Below are 18,283 nucleotides of genomic sequence, written 5' to 3' on the forward strand. Positions count from 1 at the left end.
GCTTGCGCGGGTGGCATTCGCCTTGCTGAAAGGGCAAAGCGAATATCAGTCAAAGGTCAGTTGAGGGTTTCCCCTCAACCATAGAATCTCCCACACTTGATCGGGTTGATCCACACGTTTGTGAACGACCCAAAACAACTGTGGGAGCTAGCCTGCTAGCGAATTGGCCATAGCATTCAACATCTTCGTTGAACGTTATAACGCCTTCGCGAGCAGGCTCGCTCCCACAGGGGGCTCATCTGGCCACAATATTGTGGCCAGGCGCCTGGGTTAGTTGTCGTAACCGAGGTTAGGCGCCAGCCAGCGTTCGGTCACGCTCAGTTCCTGCCCTTTGCGCGATGTGTAGCTCTGCACCTGGTCCTTGTCGATTTTGCCCACCGCAAAATATTGCGCCTGCGGATGAGCGAAGTACCAGCCGCTGACTGCTGCCGCCGGGAACATCGCGTAGTGCTCGGTGAGGAACACGCCGCTGCGGCCGGCCTGCATTTCGCTGGCCTCGGGGTCGAGCAAGGCAAACAGGGTGCTTTTCTCGGTGTGATCCGGGCAGGCCGGGTAGCCCGGGGCAGGGCGGATGCCGGTGTATTGCTCTTTGATCAACGCCTCGTTGTCGAGCGTCTCGTCCTTGGCGTAACCCCAGTGTTCTTTTCGCACCTGCTGGTGCAGCCACTCGGCACACGCCTCGGCCAGTCGGTCGGCCAGTGCCTTGACCATGATCGAGTTGTAATCATCGCCGGCGTCTTGATAGGCCTTGGCCACTTCTTCGGCGCCGATCCCGGCCGTGGTGATGAATCCGCCCACGTAGTCGGTGATTTCGCTGTCCTTCGGCGCGACGAAGTCGGCGAGGGAGAAGTTCGGCTTGCCATCGGTCTTGATGATCTGCTGGCGCAAGTGATGCAGCTTGGCAATCGGCTTGCCGTCATCGCCGTAGACTTCGATGTCATCCTCACGCACCTGGTTGGCCGGCCAGAAGCCGAACACCGCACGGGCGCTGATGAGTTTCTCGTCGATCAGCTTGGCGAGCATTTCCTGAGCATCGGCATACAACGCGGTAGCGGCTTCACCGACCACTTCGTCCTGGAGGATGCGCGGGAACTTGCCGGCCAGGTCCCAGGAGATAAAGAACGGCGTCCAGTCGATGTATTCGGCCAGAACCTTGAGGTCGATGTTGTCCAGCACCCTGGAACCGGTAAAGGTCGGTTTGACCGGCACATAAGTGCTCCAGTCGAACTGCGGCTTCTTGGCGATGGCGGCCGGGTAGCTCAGGCGTTCGGTGCGGGCGCTGCGATTGGCGGTGCGCTCGCGAACGTCGATGTATTCCAGGCGAGTCTTTTCGACGAACGCCGGTTTCAACTCCTTGGACAGCAACTGCGTCGCCACGCCTACGGCGCGGGAGGCGTCGGTGACGTAGATCACCGCATCGTTGCTGTACTTCGGTTCGATCTTGACCGCCGTGTGCGCCTTGGAGGTGGTCGCGCCACCGATCATCAGCGGCAGATGGAAATCCTGACGCTGCATCTCGCGGGCCACGTGGACCATTTCATCCAGTGAAGGCGTGATCAGACCGGACAGGCCGATGATGTCGCACTTCTGCTCCTTGGCCACTTGCAGGATCTTCTCCGCCGGGACCATCACGCCGAGGTCGACGATGTCGTAGCCGTTACAGCCGAGCACCACACCGACAATGTTCTTGCCGATGTCGTGCACGTCGCCTTTCACCGTGGCCATCAGGATCTTGCCCTTGGCTTCCGGCTTGTCGCCTTTTTCCAGTTCGATGAACGGGATCAAGTGGGCCACGGCCTGTTTCATCACACGGGCGGATTTCACCACCTGCGGCAGGAACATTTTGCCGGCGCCGAACAGGTCGCCCACGATGTTCATGCCGGACATCAGCGGGCCTTCGATCACTTCGATCGGGCGGGCGAACGACTGGCGCGATTCTTCGGTGTCTTCCACGATGTGCGTGGTGATGCCCTTGACCAGCGCATGCTCCAGACGCTTGTTGACGTCCCAGTTGCGCCACTCTTCGGTCTCGGCTTCCTTGACGCTGCCGTCGCCCTTGTATTTGTCGGCGATGGCGAGGAGGGCGTCAGTGCCGTTCGGCGTGCGGTTGAGCACCACGTCTTCGACCGCGTCGCGCAGCTCGGCCGGGATCTGGTCGTAGATCTCCAGCTGACCGGCGTTGACGATACCCATGGTCAGGCCGTTGCGGATCGCATACAGCAGGAACACCGAGTGAATCGCCTCGCGCACCGGGTTGTTGCCGCGGAACGAGAACGACACGTTGGACACGCCGCCCGAGGTCAGCGCGTAGGGCAGTTCGTCGCGGATGTAGGCGCAGGCGTTGATGAAGTCCACAGCGTAGTTGTTGTGTTCTTCGATGCCGGTGGCCACGGCGAAGATGTTCGGGTCGAAAATGATGTCTTCCGGCGGGAAGCCGACTTCGTTGACCAGAATGTCGTAGGAGCGTTTGCAGATCTCTTTCTTGCGCGCTTCGGTGTCGGCCTGGCCGGCTTCGTCGAACGCCATCACGACCACGGCGGCGCCATAGCGCTTGCACAGTTTGGCGTGGTGAATGAACTGCTCGACGCCTTCTTTCATGCTGATCGAGTTGACGATGCCCTTGCCCTGAATGCACTTGAGGCCGGCTTCGATCACTTCCCACTTCGAGGAGTCGATCATGATCGGCACACGGGAGATGTCCGGTTCACCGGCAATCAGATTGAGGAAGGTCACCATGGCCTTCTTCGAATCGAGCATCCCTTCATCCATGTTGATGTCGATGATCTGGGCACCGGCTTCAACCTGTTGCAGGGCCACTTCCAGCGCTTCGGTGTAGTTGTCTTCACGGATCAGGCGGGCGAATTTCGCCGAGCCGGTGATGTTGGTACGCTCGCCGACGTTGACGAACAGCGAACTGCGATCGATGGTGAACGGCTCCAGGCCCGAGAGGCGGCAAGCCTTCGGGATTTCCGGAATGACACGTGGTGCATAACCGGCCACGGCTTTGGCGATGGCTTCGATGTGGCCTGGCGTGGTGCCGCAGCAGCCGCCGACGATGTTGAGGAAACCGCTCTGGGCGAATTCTTCGATGACCTTGGCGGTTTCCGCTGGCAGCTCATCGTACTCGCCGAATTCGTTCGGCAGGCCGGCGTTCGGGTGTGCCGAAACGTGGGTGCCAGCCTTGTTTGACAGTTCTTCCAGGTACGGGCGCAATTCTTTGGCACCGAGGGCGCAGTTCAGGCCGACCGAGATTGGCTTGGCGTGGGCGACCGAGTTCCAGAACGCTTCGGTGGTCTGGCCGGACAGGGTTCGGCCGGAGGCGTCGGTAATGGTGCCGGAAATCATGATCGGCAGTTCGATACCCAACTCTTCAAACACACCCTGCACGGCGAAGATCGCGGCTTTGGCGTTCAGCGTGTCGAAAATGGTTTCGATCAGGATCAGGTCGGCGCCGCCTTCGATCAGGCCTTTGGTGGCCTCGGTGTAGTTTTCAACCAATTCATCGAAGGTCACGTTGCGGTAGCCGGGGTTGTTCACGTCTGGTGACAGCGAGCAGGTGCGGCTGGTCGGCCCGATCACGCCAGCGACGAAGCGCGGCTTGTCCGGCGTTTCCAGGGTCTTTGCGTCGGCCACCTTGCGTGCCAGGCGCGCGCCTTCTACGTTTAACTCATATGCCAGGCCTTGCATGCCGTAGTCGGCCAGGGAAACCTGGGTGGCGTTGAACGTGTTGGTCTCCAGAATATCGGCGCCGGCATCCAGGTAGGCTTTCTCGATCGACCCGATCACGTCCGGGCGCGTCAACACCAAGAGGTCGTTGTTACCTTTGACGTCGCTTGGCCAGTCAGCAAAGCGTTTGCCCCGGTAATCCTGCTCTTCGAGCTTGTAGCTCTGGATCATCGTGCCCATGCCGCCATCGAGAATCAGGATGCGCTCTTTGAGGGCGTGCTTGAGAGCTTGAAGGCGAACGCTGCGATCGGACATTGGGACTACTCGAAAAGACCATGACGAAGGGCCGGGATAATAGCAAACCTGTGCGCTTTTAGAGCATGCTCCGGTTTTGCATGAATATCGCTCATGTTGGTGAGGGGGCGAGACCGGTAGAATCGCGGCGTTTTTTCAGGATCAGGACCAGGGACATGTCGTATCGCGTCATCACCAGCATCTTTATGCTGCTTATAAGCTGGGATGCCGCTGCGCAGGATCCGGCGATTTCCTACACACGTGACATTCAACCGATCTTCACCGAAAAGTGCGTGGCCTGCCATGCCTGCTACGACTCCGCCTGTCAGCTCAATCTGGGCAGCGGCGAAGGGGCGGCGCGTGGCGGGACCAAATCCCCGGTCTACGACGGCGAACGCAGTCAGGCTGCGGCGCCGACCCGGTTGTTTTATGACGCTTTCGGCAAGCGTGCCTGGCAGCAGAAAGGCTTCTATTCGGTACTTGACGCCCAAGGCAGCCAGGCGGCGTTGATGGCGCGAATGCTGGAACTGGGCCACACAACCCCGTTGCAACCCAACGCCAGGTTGCCGGAAGACATCGTCCTTGGCCTCAACCGGGAAAACATGTGCGCCATGCCGGCGGAGTTCGACGGCTACGCCAGTACCCACCCGAAAGAAGGCATGCCGCTGGCCGTCACCGGCCTGACCGACCAGCAATACCAGACGCTCCAGCGCTGGCTGGCTTCGGGTGCGCCCATCAATGAGCAAGGCCTGGTCCCGAGCGCGAAAGAGGCCATGCAGGTGGTGCAGTGGGAAAACCTGCTCAACGCCCCGGGTGCCCGGGAAAGTCTGGTCGGTCGCTGGTTATTCGAGCATTGGTATATCGCCCATATTTACTTCAAGGACGGTGAGTCGGGGCATTTCTTCCAATGGGTCCGTTCACGCACCCCGACGGGGCAGCCGATCGACCTGATCGACACGCGCCGGCCGAATGATGATCCGGGCACTCGGATTTATTACCGTTTGTGGCCGGTGCAGGGCGTGATCGTGCACAAGACTCACATCACTTATCCGCTGAGCGCGTCGAAGATGGCGCGGATCAAAACACTCTTTTACAGCGGCAACTGGCAGGTCGATGCCTTGCCGGGATACGGGCCGGAGCGCCGGGCCAATCCGTTCAGTACGTTTGAAGCGATCCCGGCTCAGGCGCGTTATCAGTTCATGCTCGATAACGCCGAGTACTTCGTCCGTACTTTCATTCGCGGTCCGGTCTGCCGTGGCCAGATCGCCACGGACGTGATTCGTGACAACTTCTGGGCGTTGTTCCAGGCGCCGGAACATGACCTCTACATCACCGACCCGAACTACCGCGGCCAGGCCACGCCGTTGTTGGCGATGCCGGGACAAAACGACGATGTCGGCAGCGTCCTGAGCCTGTGGCATGACTACCGCGACAAGCGCAACGAGTACGAAGCGCTACGCCGGGACAACTACGCCGATCTGCCGGCGCCGAGCTGGTCGACCCTGTGGGCAGGCAACGACAACGCGTTGCTGAGCATCTTTCGGCATTTCGACAGCGCGTCGGTGAACAAGGGCCTGATCGGCGACGTGCCGCAAACCATCTGGCTGTTTGACTATCCGCTGCTGGAACGCACGTATTATCAGTTGGTGGTCAACTTCGACGTGTTCGGCAACGTGTCTCACCAGGCCCAGACACGCTTGTACTTCGACCTGATCCGCAACGGCGCCGAGCAGAATTTCCTGCGCTTGATGCCGGCCGATTCGCGGGACGATTACCTCGATGATTGGTATCAAAGCGGTGGCAAATTCAAAATGTGGCTGGATTACGAGTCCATCGACAATGACACGCCGACGGCCCTGAAGCTGGATGAAAAGGACCCCAAGCGCGACTTCGCGATGCAACTGCTGGCCCGTTATGGCGAGCTCGATGCCAAGCCTGATCCGATTAACCGTTGCGACGGCGCTTACTGTTCGCGACCGAACATCGAACCGGCGTTGCAGAGTGCCGAGCAAGCCTTGAGTCGCCTGACGTCACGCCCGGCGGCCGGTTTGAATGTCATCAATCAATTGCCGGAAGCGACGGTGCTGCGCATCGAGACGGCGAGCGGCAAGCGCGAGGTCTACAGCCTGCTGCGCAATCGGGCCCACAGCAATGTGGCCTTCCTGCTCGGCGAATCGCTGCGCTATCAGCCTGGGCTCGACACCTTGACCATTTTCCCGGGCGTGCTCAGCAGCTACCCCAATTTCATGTTCAACATACCCGCCGACCAGGTGCCGGCGTTCGTCGATGCGATGGAAAACGCCAAGGATGCGCACCGCTTCGAGAAAATCGTCGAACGCTGGGGCATTCGCCGCAGCCATCCGCAGTTCTGGTTCTACTTCCATGACCTGAGTCGCTACATCCACGAAACCGAGCCGGTGGAAGAGGGCGTGTTGGATATGAACCGGTACGAGAATCTTTAATCGACCTTTGACTGCTGGTCGGTGTCGGACTCAATAGGCACCGCCATTCCCCTGTAGGAGCGAAGCTTGCTCGCGAAGAGGCCGGTACATTCAACATCATTGTTGGCCGGTCGATCGCCTTCGCGAGCAAGCTTCGCTCCTACGAGGATCTGCGGTGATTTGTGGAGTGCGATCGGAGGGGCGCCGATGTTGATTTCAGTACAGGCACTGCGCGCCGTCGCGGCATGGACGGTGGTCTGCCACCATTTCATGCAGATATTCTTCGACTTCAAGGCCCGTGGTCCCGTGGGTCAGATGTTCATCGACAAGGGCGCGGTGGGCGTTGATATCTTTTTCGTCATCAGTGGCCTGGTGATCTTCCTGTCCACCGAAGGGAAATCGCTGCCACCTGCACGGTTTCTCCTGTATCGACTGTTTCGCATCGTTCCGGCGTACTGGCTGTACACGGTGCTGATGGCGCTGGTGGTCGTGTTCGCACAGCCTGTGTTGCCGGATCAGACGGTCGACTGGTCACATGTCCTGCTGTCGCTGTTATTCATTCCCACACAAAACCCCGGTGGCTACGGCATCTATCCGACCCTCAATGTCGGCTGGACGCTGAATTACGAAATGCTGTTCTACGTGCTGTTTGCCTGGGCGTTGCTGTTCCGTTTGCAGGTTCGGCTGCTGATCGTCGCGGCGTTGCTGTTTGCGGTGTGCCAGGCGTGGACCGGTTATGGCTGGATCAGCGAGTTCTACCGCTCGGACATTGTTTATGAGTTTCTGCTGGGGATCGCCATCGGCATGATCTACCGGCGCGGCTGGATCAAGCCGGGTGTCTGGCTGCCCTTGCTGGGGATTGGCGGCGCGTTGCTGGCGATTTATAACCTGGCACCGCAGCCACGCTTCCTGGCCTGGGGCGTGCCCGGTGCGGTGTTGGTGATGGCGTGCATGGCGCTGGAACGCTTTTTCGAGAACACCCGTCTGTTCAAGGTGCTTGGCGATTGTTCCTATTCGGTTTACCTGATGCATGTGCTGGTGCTGTCTGTCGGCGGATTTGTCGCCCAGCGTTATGGGGTAAATCCCTACGTGATGTTCGCCGTTTGTGTGGTGACCATCGGCGTGGCTTCCTGGGCAAGTTACGAATATGTCGAAAAATGCAGCTATCGGTGGCTTAAAGAGTGGATCGACGGTGAATCGGCAAGAAACGCTGTTCCGGCTCTTTCCCGACAAAAATACTAGGACTTTGTACGGCGCGATGATTGGCGTAAACTGCGCCCAAGCCTGCGAGGAGTTTCCATGACCGCTATTACCATCACCGACGCCGCACACGATTATCTGGCTGATCTGCTCTCCAAGCAGAACACCCCGGGTATCGGCATCCGCGTCTTTATCACCCAGCCTGGCACCCAGTACGCCGAAACCTGCATTGCGTACTGCAAACCGGGCGAAGAGAAACCTGAAGACACCGCGCTGGGGCTCAAAAGCTTCACCGCTTACATCGATTCGTTCAGCGAAGCTTTCCTGGACGACGCGGTCGTCGACTACGCTACCGACCGCATGGGCGGCCAACTGACGATCAAGGCGCCCAACGCCAAAGTGCCGATGGTCAACGCTGACAGCCCGGTCAACGAGCGCATCAACTACTACCTGCAAACCGAGATCAATCCGGGGCTGGCCAGCCACGGCGGTCAGGTCAGCTTGATCGATGTGGTCGAAGATGGCATCGCCGTATTGAAATTCGGCGGCGGTTGCCAAGGCTGCGGCCAGGCAGACGTCACCCTTCGCGAAGGCATCGAGCGCACCTTGCTCGAGCGCATTCCCGAGCTCAAGGGTGTACGCGATGTGACTGACCACACGCAGAAAGAAAACGCCTACTACTAAGTAAGGTGTTCGCTGCGAAATGAAAAAACGGCACCCGTGAGTGCCGTTTTTTTATGGGTGAAATTCACTGGCCCCATCGCGAGCAGGCTCGTTCCCACAGGGGACTATCATTGGATACCCAATCTGTTTCCGCCGCAGATCCAATGTGGGAGGGCCCTATGGCCTGTAGAGATGTGCATGTCCGGCGCGGTACAGCGACGACTCGCTGAATTGATCACTGCCCAACACCCGACCCACCAGAATCAACGCCGTGCGGCGAAATCCCTTGGCTTCAACCTTCCCGGCAATGTCCGCAATCGTCCCCACCACCCAATCCTGATCCGGCCAGGTCGCCCGGTGAATCACCGCAATCGGGCAGTCGGCGCCGTAATGTGGTTGCAACTCCGCCAGGATCTTCTCCAGATGATTGACCCCCAAATGAATCGCCATGGTCGCCCCGTGCTGGGCCAGGCTCCCCAGTTCTTCACCGGCCGGCATCACGGTTTTGTCGGCGTAGCGGGTCAGAATCACACTCTGTGAAATGTCGGGCAGGGTCAGTTCAGCCCCCAAAAGCGCCGCACACGCGGCAGTCGCTGTGACCCCCGGGATGATTTCAAACGCAATCCCGAGTTCGCGCAGACAGCGAATCTGCTCGCCAATCGCTCCGTAAAGACTCGGATCACCGGAATGCACCCGCGCCACGTCCTGGCCGTTGGCATGGGCGGTCTTGATCAGTTCGATGATTTGCTCCAGGTGCAATTCGGCGCTGTTGACCACCTGTTCGGCACCATGGCCTTCGAGCACGGCGGCGGGCACCAAAGAGCCTGCATAGATGATCACCGGGCAACTGCGAATCAGCCGTTGGCCTTTGACGGTGATCAGTTCCGGGTCGCCGGGACCTGCGCCAATGAAGTAGACGGTCATCGTCCGTTCCTTTGAATAAAGAGTCTGTCAGAAAAGGGGCTTGGGCAAGGCTTCAGATGAAGATTGCTCATGATCGAAGGCGGGGATTATCGGGGGTCTTACGCAACGCAGGCCAATGCCAGGGTGGCCTGGGCATATTTTTGTCGCGAAATCAGCAGTTTTGCCGGGGCCTGGGCCAAGTGTTCGGCGAGGGCCAGGGCGGCACTTTCCGCCACGCCGTAGCAGCCGGTGCGTTCGAACGCGATGTCCGAATGATGGCTGAGTTGCGGTTTGTAACCTTCCAGTTGCTTACTGCTGAAATACATCAGCGGTAACGCCAGTTGTTCGGCGAGCTCGACCAGGCCAGGCTCATCACGCTTCAGGTCGATACTGGCCAGGGCCTTGATCTGGTGAAGTCCGATTTGATGAGCCTGCAATGCCTGATCGATCAACGCCCGCAACGTGCTGGCGGGGCAGCCGCGCTGGCAGCCCAGGCCGACGACTAAAGTCGGCGCTGTGCGGGGATCAATCATGCGTGGTATTGGCCATCGCTTTTGCGGCGGAACAACCAGGCGCTGATCAGGCCCAGGGCCAGCCAGAACGCGACGTTGGTCAGCTGCGACGCGATTTTGAACTGCGCTTCCAGCGCTTGCGGAGCGAGCATCGAGTGCACTTCCGGTTGCGGCGCGCCGATCATGTGCGGAACGGCGAGAATCGCCACGCCAAGGATCTTCATCAGCCAGTGACGGCTGAACACGATCAAGGCGATGCCGACCGCCGTTGAGGCGGCTGTACTGATCCACCAGAGTTGCCGTTGCGCCAGATCAGCCGCGGCAGTGCCCGGCAGTTCAGGCGGCAGGCCGAGGGTCGGGGCCAGCACGAAGGTCGCGTAACCGGCCAGGCCCCAAAGCAAGCCCTGGGAGGTTTTGGTGGGTGCACGCAAGGTGTAGAGGCCCGCGAGCATCAGGGCGAAACCGACGGCGACCACCAGGTTACCGCCCGTGGTCGACAGCACCCGCTGCCAGCCGTCTTCCGGCTCCCAGGCTTCGGCGTCGTGAGTGTGAGCGGCGGCACCGGCGGCGTGTTCGTGAACTTCAACAGCGGCCGGCTCGGATTTTTCGTAGGTTTCGGCCTGCAGAATCAGCGGCGATACCCAGAAACTTTGCAGCAGGGTCAGCAGCAGGGCGGCCAGCAGCCCTGTGAAACCTGCGGTTTGCGCAATACGCTTGATCATGTCAGCAGGTCTCAATGGCACGGGAAGGCAGAGCTGTGACGGGTGTCGTGCGCGGCATTGTGCACCGCTTCGATGTGCGAGAACCCAGCGAAATACACAAGGCATGCGCCAAGGATCGACGCACACACGGCGGCGGTCAGGCGTTGGCTCAGGGTTGTGGTGGTACTGGCGGTGCTGTGGTCGGTGCTGCTGATGATCGACATGGCGCATCCCTCTGGTCTGTCAGCGGGTGAATAGAGCGCATGGAAGACCCCTGCGAATCGGGCGCACAGAGGTTCAAACAGCGCCCGCCCACCGCGGGTTTGTTATTCAGTGACGTAAAGGTCACTTTGTGTTGCGGGCCGGTCTCCGGGCTCACGAGGGGTCAAGGCTTGCGCCTGTACCTGCAAGCATCACCTTCCCATGCCGAACTGCTGGCACAGTGGATCTGACGCTTCGCTCGCTTACCGTTGCGGGGGCAGCACCGGACTGACATGGCTTGGAGTAAAGCACATGATTCACCGGTTTCCCGTTTCACCCTGTGAAGGGCACCCGTAACAAGGCGTGTAGGAGAGCATGGGCGGGGGTTTGACGTCAATTGGCATGGGTTCTCATTCGATGGCCAGGTGAATTCTTCGCGGGCACGCCTCGCTCCTGTAAACGCACCGCTGTCCCGCAGGAGCGAGGCGTGCCCGCGAAGGCGCCGGTGAGAGCGCCACAAGACATTGACCCGCCCCCACACCATGCGTAGCCTTGCGCTTTCGAGGTTCTTCGGCATTTGCCGAAGCTAAGAAGGGAACGCGGTCGATGCCGCGGCTGCCCCCGCAACTGTGAACGGTGATGTTCGCTGCCACGCCACTGCAAACCCTGTGCAACGGGTTCGCGGGAAGGCGCAGCGAATGCCAGGTCCATCGACCGGCACACCGTCAGCCAGGAGACCTGCCTCGACACAGATTCTCACTACAACCGGGCGGGGTGATCCGGTGGCGAACTCTTCCGCGCGCGCATCCGTCGCAGCGATTGTCGTCCCGTATGCCCGCCACCTTGCCAAAGGGCATCCGATGAAAACACTGGCCAAACTCCCCGTCACCATCGTTACCGGCTTCCTCGGCTCGGGCAAAACCACCTTGCTGCGGCACATGCTCGACAACGCTCAGGGCCGCCGCATTGCGGTGATCGTCAACGAGTTCGGCGAGCTGGGCATCGATGGCGAAATCCTCAAGCAGTGCTCCATCGGCTGTACCGAAGAAGAGGCCAACGGCCGCGTCTACGAATTGGCCAACGGTTGCCTGTGCTGCACCGTTCAAGAAGAATTCTTCCCAGTGATGCGCGAGTTGGTCGCCCGTCGTGGCGATCTCGACCACATCCTCATCGAAACCTCGGGCCTGGCCCTGCCAAAACCGCTGGTGCAAGCCTTCCAGTGGCCGGAAATTCGCAGCGCTTGCACCGTTGACGCGGTCATCACCGTGGTCGACAGCCCGGCCGTCGCCGCTGGCACGTTCGCCGCGTTCCCGGATCGGGTCGATGCCCAGCGCAAACTCGACCCGAACCTGGACCACGAATCGCCGCTGCACGAGCTGTTCGCCGACCAACTGGCCAGCGCCGACCTGGTGATCCTCAACAAGGCCGACCTGATCAGCCCTGAAGATCTGGCCCGGGTGCGCCTGGAAGTCGCCGAAGAACTGCCACCGGCCGTCAAAGTCATCGAAGCCAGCAGCGGCCGCGTGCCACTGGACGTGCTGATCGGTCTCGGTGCCGGTTCCGAAGAACACATCGACAGCCGTCACAGCCATCACGATCACCACCACGAAGGCGAAGACGATCACGACCACGACGCCTTCGACTCCATTTCCATCGAATTGCCCCAAGCCGACGAAAGCCTGCTGCTGGACGCGCTGACCCAACTGGTGGTCCAGCACAGCATTCTGCGGGTCAAAGGTTTCGCGGCGATTCCGAACAAACCGATGCGCTTGCTGATTCAGGGCGTGGGCACACGTTTCGACAAGCACTTCGACCGTCAGTGGGGCATCGATGAAGCGCGCAACACGCGTCTGGTGTTGATCGGTCAGGAGCTGGACGCCACGCTGCTTGAAGCGCAATTGCGCGCCGCGCTCAGCGTTTAAGCCATGCACCTGCTCAGGACCCAGCCCGGCGGTTTCGTGTCGGATGACAACATTGCCGACCTTGGACAAACCCCCGCCGAGCTGGTGATCCTGTGCAGCGGCGATTCCAGCCTGGCGCTGCTCGCCGAAGCGGCGCAGCAGTTGCCGGACAACTACCCGAGCGTGCGCCTGGCCAACCCGATGCAGGTGCAGAATCACGCGTCGGTCGACCTGTATGTCGACGAAGTGTTGCGCCACGCCAAGGTCATTCTGATTTCGTTGCACGGCGGCATCGCCTATTGGCGTTACGGGGTCGAGCGTCTGGTGGAGCTGTCCCAGCGCGGTGTTCAGCTGATTCTGGTGCCCGGCGATGACCGCCCGGACCCGGAACTCAGCGACCTGAGCACCGTAACCGCCGCCGACCGCGACCGGCTCTGGCAGTTTTTGCGTCAGGGCGGCATGGCCAATGCCCTGGATTTTTTCCGCTGCCTGGCCAATCGCTGGCTGGATCGCGATTACGCCTGGGCCGAGCCGCAAACCCTGCCGCGCACGGCGATATACCACCCGCAAAAGAGCCCCGCCGACCTTCACGATTGGCAAGCCGATTGGCAGGCCGGTCAACCGGTGGCAGCGGTGCTGTTCTATCGATCGCATTTACAGGCGGCGAACACCGCGTTCATCGATGTTTTCTGCCAGCGTTTGCAGGCGGCGGGTTTGAATCCGTTGCCGATTGCTGTGGCCAGTCTGAAAGAACCCGGCTGCCTGACGGTGGTCGAGGACCTGCTGGACGACGTCGAGGCGGGGGTGATCTTGAACACCACCGGTTTCGCTCAATCCAGCCCCGAAGCGCCGCATCTGCGGCCGTTTCGACGCAACATTCCGGTGATCCAGGCGATCTGCGCCCAGGACAACGAGCCGGGTTGGCTCGCCAGTGAACAGGGCCTCGGCCCCCGTGATCTGGCGATGCACATCGCGTTGCCGGAACTGGACGGACGGATCATCAGCCGGCCGATCAGCTTCAAGGACCTGGCGTGGCGCAGCGAGCGCAGTCAGTCGGACGTGGTGTGCTATCGGGCGCAACCGGAGCGCATGGATTTCGTCGCCGAACTGGCGCGGCGCTGGATCGATCTGGCCCGGGTACCGAACAGCGAAAAACGCATCGCGCTGATCCTCGCCAACTACCCGACCCGTGACGGGCGCATCGGCAACGGTGTCGGCCTCGACACCCCGGCCGCCGCGCTCAACATCCTGCGGGCGCTGCACACCGAAGGCTATCCGCTGCCTGCCGGGTTGCCGGACAGCGGCACTGCGTTGATTCAACAGTTGCTTGGCGGCGTCAGCAACGACCTCGACACCCTTGATCAGCGTCCCTGCGCGCAAAGTTTGGCGATGGACGACTATCGGCTGATGTTCCACCAATTGCCCAAAGCCAATCAGCAAGCGGTGCTGGAGCGCTGGGGCACGCCCGAAAGCGATCCGATGTGCCGTGACGGCCGCATGATGGTCGCCGGGCTGCGCTTTGGCCTGACCTTCGTCGGCATTCAACCGGCGCGGGGTTATCAGGTTGATCCGAGTGCGGTGTATCACGACCCGGACCTGGTACCGCCCCACGGCTACCTGGCGTTCTACTTCTGGCTGCGCCATACCTATGGCGCCCACGGCGTGATCCACGTCGGCAAGCACGGCAACCTCGAATGGCTGCCGGGCAAAGGCGTCGGGCTGTCGGAAAACTGCTGGCCGGATGCGCTGCTCGGGCCACTGCCGAACATTTATCCATTCATCGTCAACGACCCGGGCGAGGGCGCCCAGGCCAAGCGTCGCACCCAAGCGGTGATCATCGACCACCTGATGCCGCCGCTGACCCGCGCCGAAACCTACGGCCCGCTGCGCAATCTCGAACTGCTGGCCGACGAGTATTACGAAGCGCAATTGCTCGATCCGCGCCGCGCCCGAGAGTTGCAGCGCGACATCCTGCAACTGGTGCGCGACACGCACATCGACCGTGAACTGCAACTGGACGAAAAGCTCAACAGCGACGTCGATGCGGCGATCTGGTTGCCACGGCTGGACACGTACTTGTGCGACTTGAAAGAGTCGCAGATCCGCGATGGCCTGCACATCTTTGGCGAGTCGCCGACCGGGCGCTTGCGCATCGATACGTTATTGGCGCTGTTGCGCATCCCCCGTGGCGACGGTCGTGGCGCGCAATCAAGCCTGTTGCGGGCGTTGGCCAAAGCGTTTGAACTGGGGTTTGATCCGCTGGATTGTGCGTTGGCCGAGCCATGGGCGGGGCCGCGTCCTGTGGAACTGCAATCGCTTGACGAGGAGGCTTGGCGCACCGCCGGGGATACCCGCGAACGCCTCGAACTGTTCGCAGCTCAACTCATTGCGCAAACTCTGAATACCAACGCCGAACCTCATGGGAACGAGCCTCTGTGGCGAGGGAGCTTGCTCCCGTTGGTTCGCGAAGCGGACCCGGAAAGTGGGACTGCTGCGCAATCCAGCGCGATGATGCTGCATTCCGACAAACTCCCTCGCCACAAAGGCCTGTTACCACAGGAAGCGGGTTGGTCCGACGTCCGCGCCATCCTCGACAGCCTGCGCGAAGTCGTCGCCCCGCGCCTGGACGCCTGCGGCCCGGCAGAAATGCGCGGCCTGCTCGATGCCCTGAGCGGTCGTTTCGTCCCGGCCGGCCCCAGTGGCGCGCCGAGTCGCGGTCGTCTGGACGTGCTGCCGACCGGGCGCAATTTCTACTCGGTGGACGTGCGCAACCTGCCAACTACCACGGCGTGGCGCATCGGTTTCCAGTCGGCCAACCTGATTCTCGAACGGCATCTGCAAGACCACGGCGATCACCTGCGTCAGCTCGGCCTGTCCGTCTGGGGCACCGCGACCATGCGCACCGGCGGCGATGACATCGCCCAGGCCATGGCGCTGATGGGCGTGCGTCCGGTCTGGGCCACCGGCAGTCAGCGGGTCGACGACTTTGAAATCCTGCCACTGAGCTTGCTCGACCGTCCTCGCGTGGATGTGACCTTGCGCGTGTCCGGATTCTTTCGTGATGCCTTCGCCAATCTGATCCGCCTGTTCGACGCTGCCGTGCAAGCGGTCGCCGCGCTGGACGAGCCGGACGATCTCAACCCGTTGGCCGCCAAAGTGCGCGCCGAACGTGAAGCACTGATGCAATCGGGCCTTGATGAAGACGCGGCCAAGCGTCAGGCCGGTTGGCGCATCTTCGGGGCCAAGCCCGGTGCTTATGGCGCAGGCGTGCAGGGTGCCATCGACGGTCGTCTGTGGCAAAGCCGCGAAGATCTGGCCGAGGTTTACCTGAACTGGGGCGGCTACGCTTACGGCGGGTCCGATGAAGGCACCGCCGCCCGCGAACAATTCGCCCAGCGTCTGAGCCAGGTGCAGGCGGTGCTGCAAAACCAGGACAATCGCGAGCATGACCTGCTCGATTCCAACGACTATTACCAATTCCAGGGCGGCATGCTCGCTGCCGTGGAAAGCCTCAGCGGCGAAGCGGCGGCCAGTTACCACGGTGATCACAGTCAGCCGGACTTGCCGAAGATCCGCACCTTGAAGGAAGAGTTGAACCGGGTGATCCGCTCCCGGGCGGCGAATCCGAAGTGGATCGACGGCGTGAAGCGTCACGGCTATAAAGGCGCATTCGAATTGGCCGCGACGGTCGATAACCTGTTTGCGTTCGACGCCACGACCCAGTTGATCGACGATCATCAATATGCGTTGCTGGCGGATGCGTATTTGCTCGATCCGGCAACCCGGGATTTTGTGCGTGAGCATAATCCGCATGCGCTGCGCGACATGACCGAGCGCATGCTCGAAGCGCAGCAGCGGGGAATGTGGCAGGAGCCGGGCGCGTATCGCGAGGCGCTGGAAAACCTGTTGCTGGACATAGAAGAAGACGGCTGATACACCGCAAACCCCGTACGAGCGAGGCTTGCCCGCGATGAGGCCTTCACATTCAATAGTGATATCGACTGAATAGACGCCTTCGCGGGCAAGCCTCGCTCCTACAGGTACAAAGTGTGCCTGCTACAGACCATGACCGAGTATTGAATATGACCGACACCCCGCATTTCCCGCTCTCCGCCGTGGTCGGCGCCGACGATCTGAAGCTCGCCCTCTACCTGACCGCCATCGACCCGAAAATCGGCGGCGTGCTGATCGAAGGCCCGCGCGGCATGGCCAAGTCGACCCTCGCCCGAGGCCTGGCGGACTTGCTGGCCAGCGGTCAATTCGTCACCTTGCCCCTCGGTGCCACCGAAGAACGGCTGGTCGGCACCCTCGATCTCGACGCCGCCCTGAGCGAAGGCCGCGCGCAATTTTCCCCCGGCGTACTGGCCAAGGCCGACGGCGGTGTGCTGTACGTCGATGAAGTCAATCTGCTGCCCGATCACTTCGTTGACCTGTTGCTCGACGTGGCCGCCAGCGGCACCAACTTGATCGAGCGCGACGGTATATCCCATCGGCATTCGGCGAAGTTCGTCCTGATCGGCACCATGAACCCGGAAGAGGGCGAGCTGCGTCCGCAACTGCTCGACCGTTTTGGCCTGAACGTCGCCCTCAGTGGTCACACCGCACCGGTCGAGCGTGGCCAGATTATTCGCCGGCGTCTGGATTTCGACACCGATCCCCAGGGTTTCTGCGTCGAGTGGGAAAGCCAGCAGCAGTCCCTGCGTGAACGTTGCCAGAAGGCGCGCGGCGCATTGGCGAGCATCCCCCTGGATGATGCCGCACTGACGCAGATTACCGAGCGCTGTTTTGCCGCCGGTGTCGATGGCCTGCGCGCCGATCTGGTCTGGTTGCGCGCGGCCCGTGCCCACGTCGCATGGCGAGGGGCGGGCGCCATCGCCGAGGAAGACATCGACGCCGTCGCCGAGTTTGCCCTGCGTCATCGTCGTCGCGAGCAATCGCCACCAGCGCCGCACCACAATCAGTCGCCCTCGGCGCAATCTTCCAGCCCGAGCGAAGGCCAGGGCCAATGGGGCGAAATGCCCGCTCAGGCCCTGCCGGTCGGCGCCCGACGTGAAGTGCCGAGCTGGCCAAAAAAGCCCTAGGCATTCGCCCTCGATCTGACGCGGGGGCGAATGCCAGACCCCGCGCAGGCCGACTGGATAACGGTAAACAGGGCAAGCGTCACGCTGCGCGCAGTGGCTCGATCAACTGGCCCGGCACTTTGCTCAATGGTCGGCCGCGTCAACGCAAAGATGTGCTGTTCCACCTGCGCACACGTTCCTCCCATGAGCTGTGGCTGGTGATCGTCGACGCGTCGGCCTCGACACGCCGTCATCAGGCGTTGAGCGATGCCAAGGGTTTACTTGCGCAAGTGTTCGACGACGCGTACCGCCAACGCGCGCGCCTGGCCTTGTTGACCGCCAGCGGTCAGGCGCCGAAGTGGCAGGTGCAAGGCTTGAAAGCGTCGACGGGGTTGCGTGCCTGGCTCGATGGCCTGGGTGCGGGCGGCGGCACGCCGTTGTTGGCGGCGCTGGATGAAGCGGGGCGTTGGCTGGCGGCACGGAAAAAACGCTTTCCGGCGGAACAGCAAAGGCTGCTGCTGGTGACCGATGGGCGATTGAAGGACTGGCCGGGGTTGCCGGTGCTGGACTGCCCGGGGTTATTGATTGATATCGAGCGCGGGGCGATTCGGTTAGGTCGGGCCAGACAGATGGCGGCAGAGTTGCAAGCGGATTATCGCCACATTGATGAGCTGGTTTCAGGCTGAGGACTGTGTTGTCTGCAAAGGCCCCATCGCGTGCAGGATTTGTTTACGCCGCAGA

Annotated in this window: 12 protein-coding genes and 2 riboswitches; of the genes, 7 read left to right on the forward strand and 5 right to left on the reverse strand. The window is 61.3% G+C overall.

What is annotated here, in order from left to right:
• Positions 1-270 precede the first annotated feature (270 nt).
• Positions 271-3,981: a methionine synthase gene (gene metH, locus FBY01_RS28175; protein WP_102595011.1), complete on the reverse strand. Its 3,711-nt coding sequence runs from the start codon at positions 3,979-3,981 to the stop codon at positions 271-273.
• A gap of 155 nt (positions 3,982-4,136) precedes the next feature.
• On the opposite strand from metH, the gene FBY01_RS28180 reads away from it, so the two are divergent.
• The 3 genes from FBY01_RS28180 to nfuA all read left to right on the forward strand — a co-directional run bounded on the left by FBY01_RS28180 (position 4,137) and on the right by nfuA (position 8,285).
• Positions 4,137-6,422: a fatty acid cis/trans isomerase gene (locus FBY01_RS28180; RefSeq protein WP_145310540.1), complete on the forward strand. Its 2,286-nt coding sequence runs from the start codon at positions 4,137-4,139 to the stop codon at positions 6,420-6,422.
• Between the two features lie 186 nt (positions 6,423-6,608).
• Entirely contained in the window at positions 6,609-7,643 is a 1,035-nt protein-coding gene (locus FBY01_RS28185) for an acyltransferase (protein WP_010460918.1), read from the forward strand.
• Positions 7,644-7,700: 57 nt separating this feature from the next.
• On the forward strand, positions 7,701-8,285 hold the full coding sequence (nfuA, locus tag FBY01_RS28190) for a Fe-S biogenesis protein NfuA (protein WP_007898222.1): 585 nt from the start codon (positions 7,701-7,703) through the stop codon (positions 8,283-8,285).
• Between the two features lie 156 nt (positions 8,286-8,441).
• Here the strand turns inward: nfuA and cobM are convergent, their stop codons facing one another.
• The 4 genes from cobM to FBY01_RS28210 all read right to left on the reverse strand — a co-directional run bounded on the left by cobM (position 8,442) and on the right by FBY01_RS28210 (position 10,604).
• Positions 8,442-9,188, reverse strand: coding sequence for a precorrin-4 C(11)-methyltransferase (gene cobM, locus FBY01_RS28195; protein WP_145310538.1), 747 nt, complete (start codon positions 9,186-9,188; stop codon positions 8,442-8,444).
• Positions 9,189-9,286: 98 nt separating this feature from the next.
• The gene (locus FBY01_RS28200) at positions 9,287-9,700 is read right to left on the reverse strand and encodes a cobalamin biosynthesis protein (protein ID WP_102595008.1); all 414 of its coding nucleotides are present in this window, start codon (positions 9,698-9,700) and stop codon (positions 9,287-9,289) included.
• A complete protein-coding gene (locus FBY01_RS28205; RefSeq protein WP_077747684.1) occupies positions 9,697-10,401 on the reverse strand; it encodes a CbtA family protein in 705 nt (234 codons plus the stop codon). The genes FBY01_RS28200 and FBY01_RS28205 overlap by 4 nt, the downstream gene beginning before the upstream one ends.
• An 11-nt stretch (positions 10,402-10,412) precedes the next feature.
• Entirely contained in the window at positions 10,413-10,604 is a 192-nt protein-coding gene (locus FBY01_RS28210) for a CbtB-domain containing protein (protein WP_010460909.1), read from the reverse strand.
• Positions 10,605-10,722: 118 nt separating this feature from the next.
• A riboswitch (cobalamin riboswitch) is annotated at positions 10,723-10,951 on the reverse strand.
• Positions 10,952-11,127: 176 nt separating this feature from the next.
• Positions 11,128-11,342, forward strand: a riboswitch (cobalamin riboswitch).
• Positions 11,343-11,441: 99 nt separating this feature from the next.
• Between FBY01_RS28210 and cobW the strand changes: the two genes are divergently transcribed.
• From cobW to FBY01_RS28230, 4 genes are all read left to right on the forward strand, one after another.
• Positions 11,442-12,503 (forward strand): cobalamin biosynthesis protein CobW, encoded by a 1,062-nt coding sequence (gene cobW, locus FBY01_RS28215; RefSeq protein WP_145310536.1) that lies wholly within the window; start codon positions 11,442-11,444, stop codon positions 12,501-12,503.
• A gap of 3 nt (positions 12,504-12,506) precedes the next feature.
• Positions 12,507-16,415, forward strand: coding sequence for a cobaltochelatase subunit CobN (cobN, locus tag FBY01_RS28220; protein ID WP_145310534.1), 3,909 nt, complete (start codon positions 12,507-12,509; stop codon positions 16,413-16,415).
• A gap of 149 nt (positions 16,416-16,564) precedes the next feature.
• On the forward strand, positions 16,565-17,563 hold the full coding sequence (locus FBY01_RS28225; RefSeq protein WP_145310532.1) for an ATP-binding protein: 999 nt from the start codon (positions 16,565-16,567) through the stop codon (positions 17,561-17,563).
• Between the two features lie 53 nt (positions 17,564-17,616).
• Positions 17,617-18,228 carry a VWA domain-containing protein gene (locus FBY01_RS28230; protein ID WP_145310530.1) on the forward strand — a complete coding sequence of 204 codons (612 nt, stop codon included), beginning with the start codon at positions 17,617-17,619 and terminating at the stop codon, positions 18,226-18,228.
• Positions 18,229-18,283 lie beyond the last annotated feature (55 nt).

Origin of the sequence: Pseudomonas sp. SJZ077 (genome assembly GCF_007993905.1) — a bacterium.
Lineage (GTDB): Bacteria > Pseudomonadota > Gammaproteobacteria > Pseudomonadales > Pseudomonadaceae > Aquipseudomonas > Aquipseudomonas mandelii.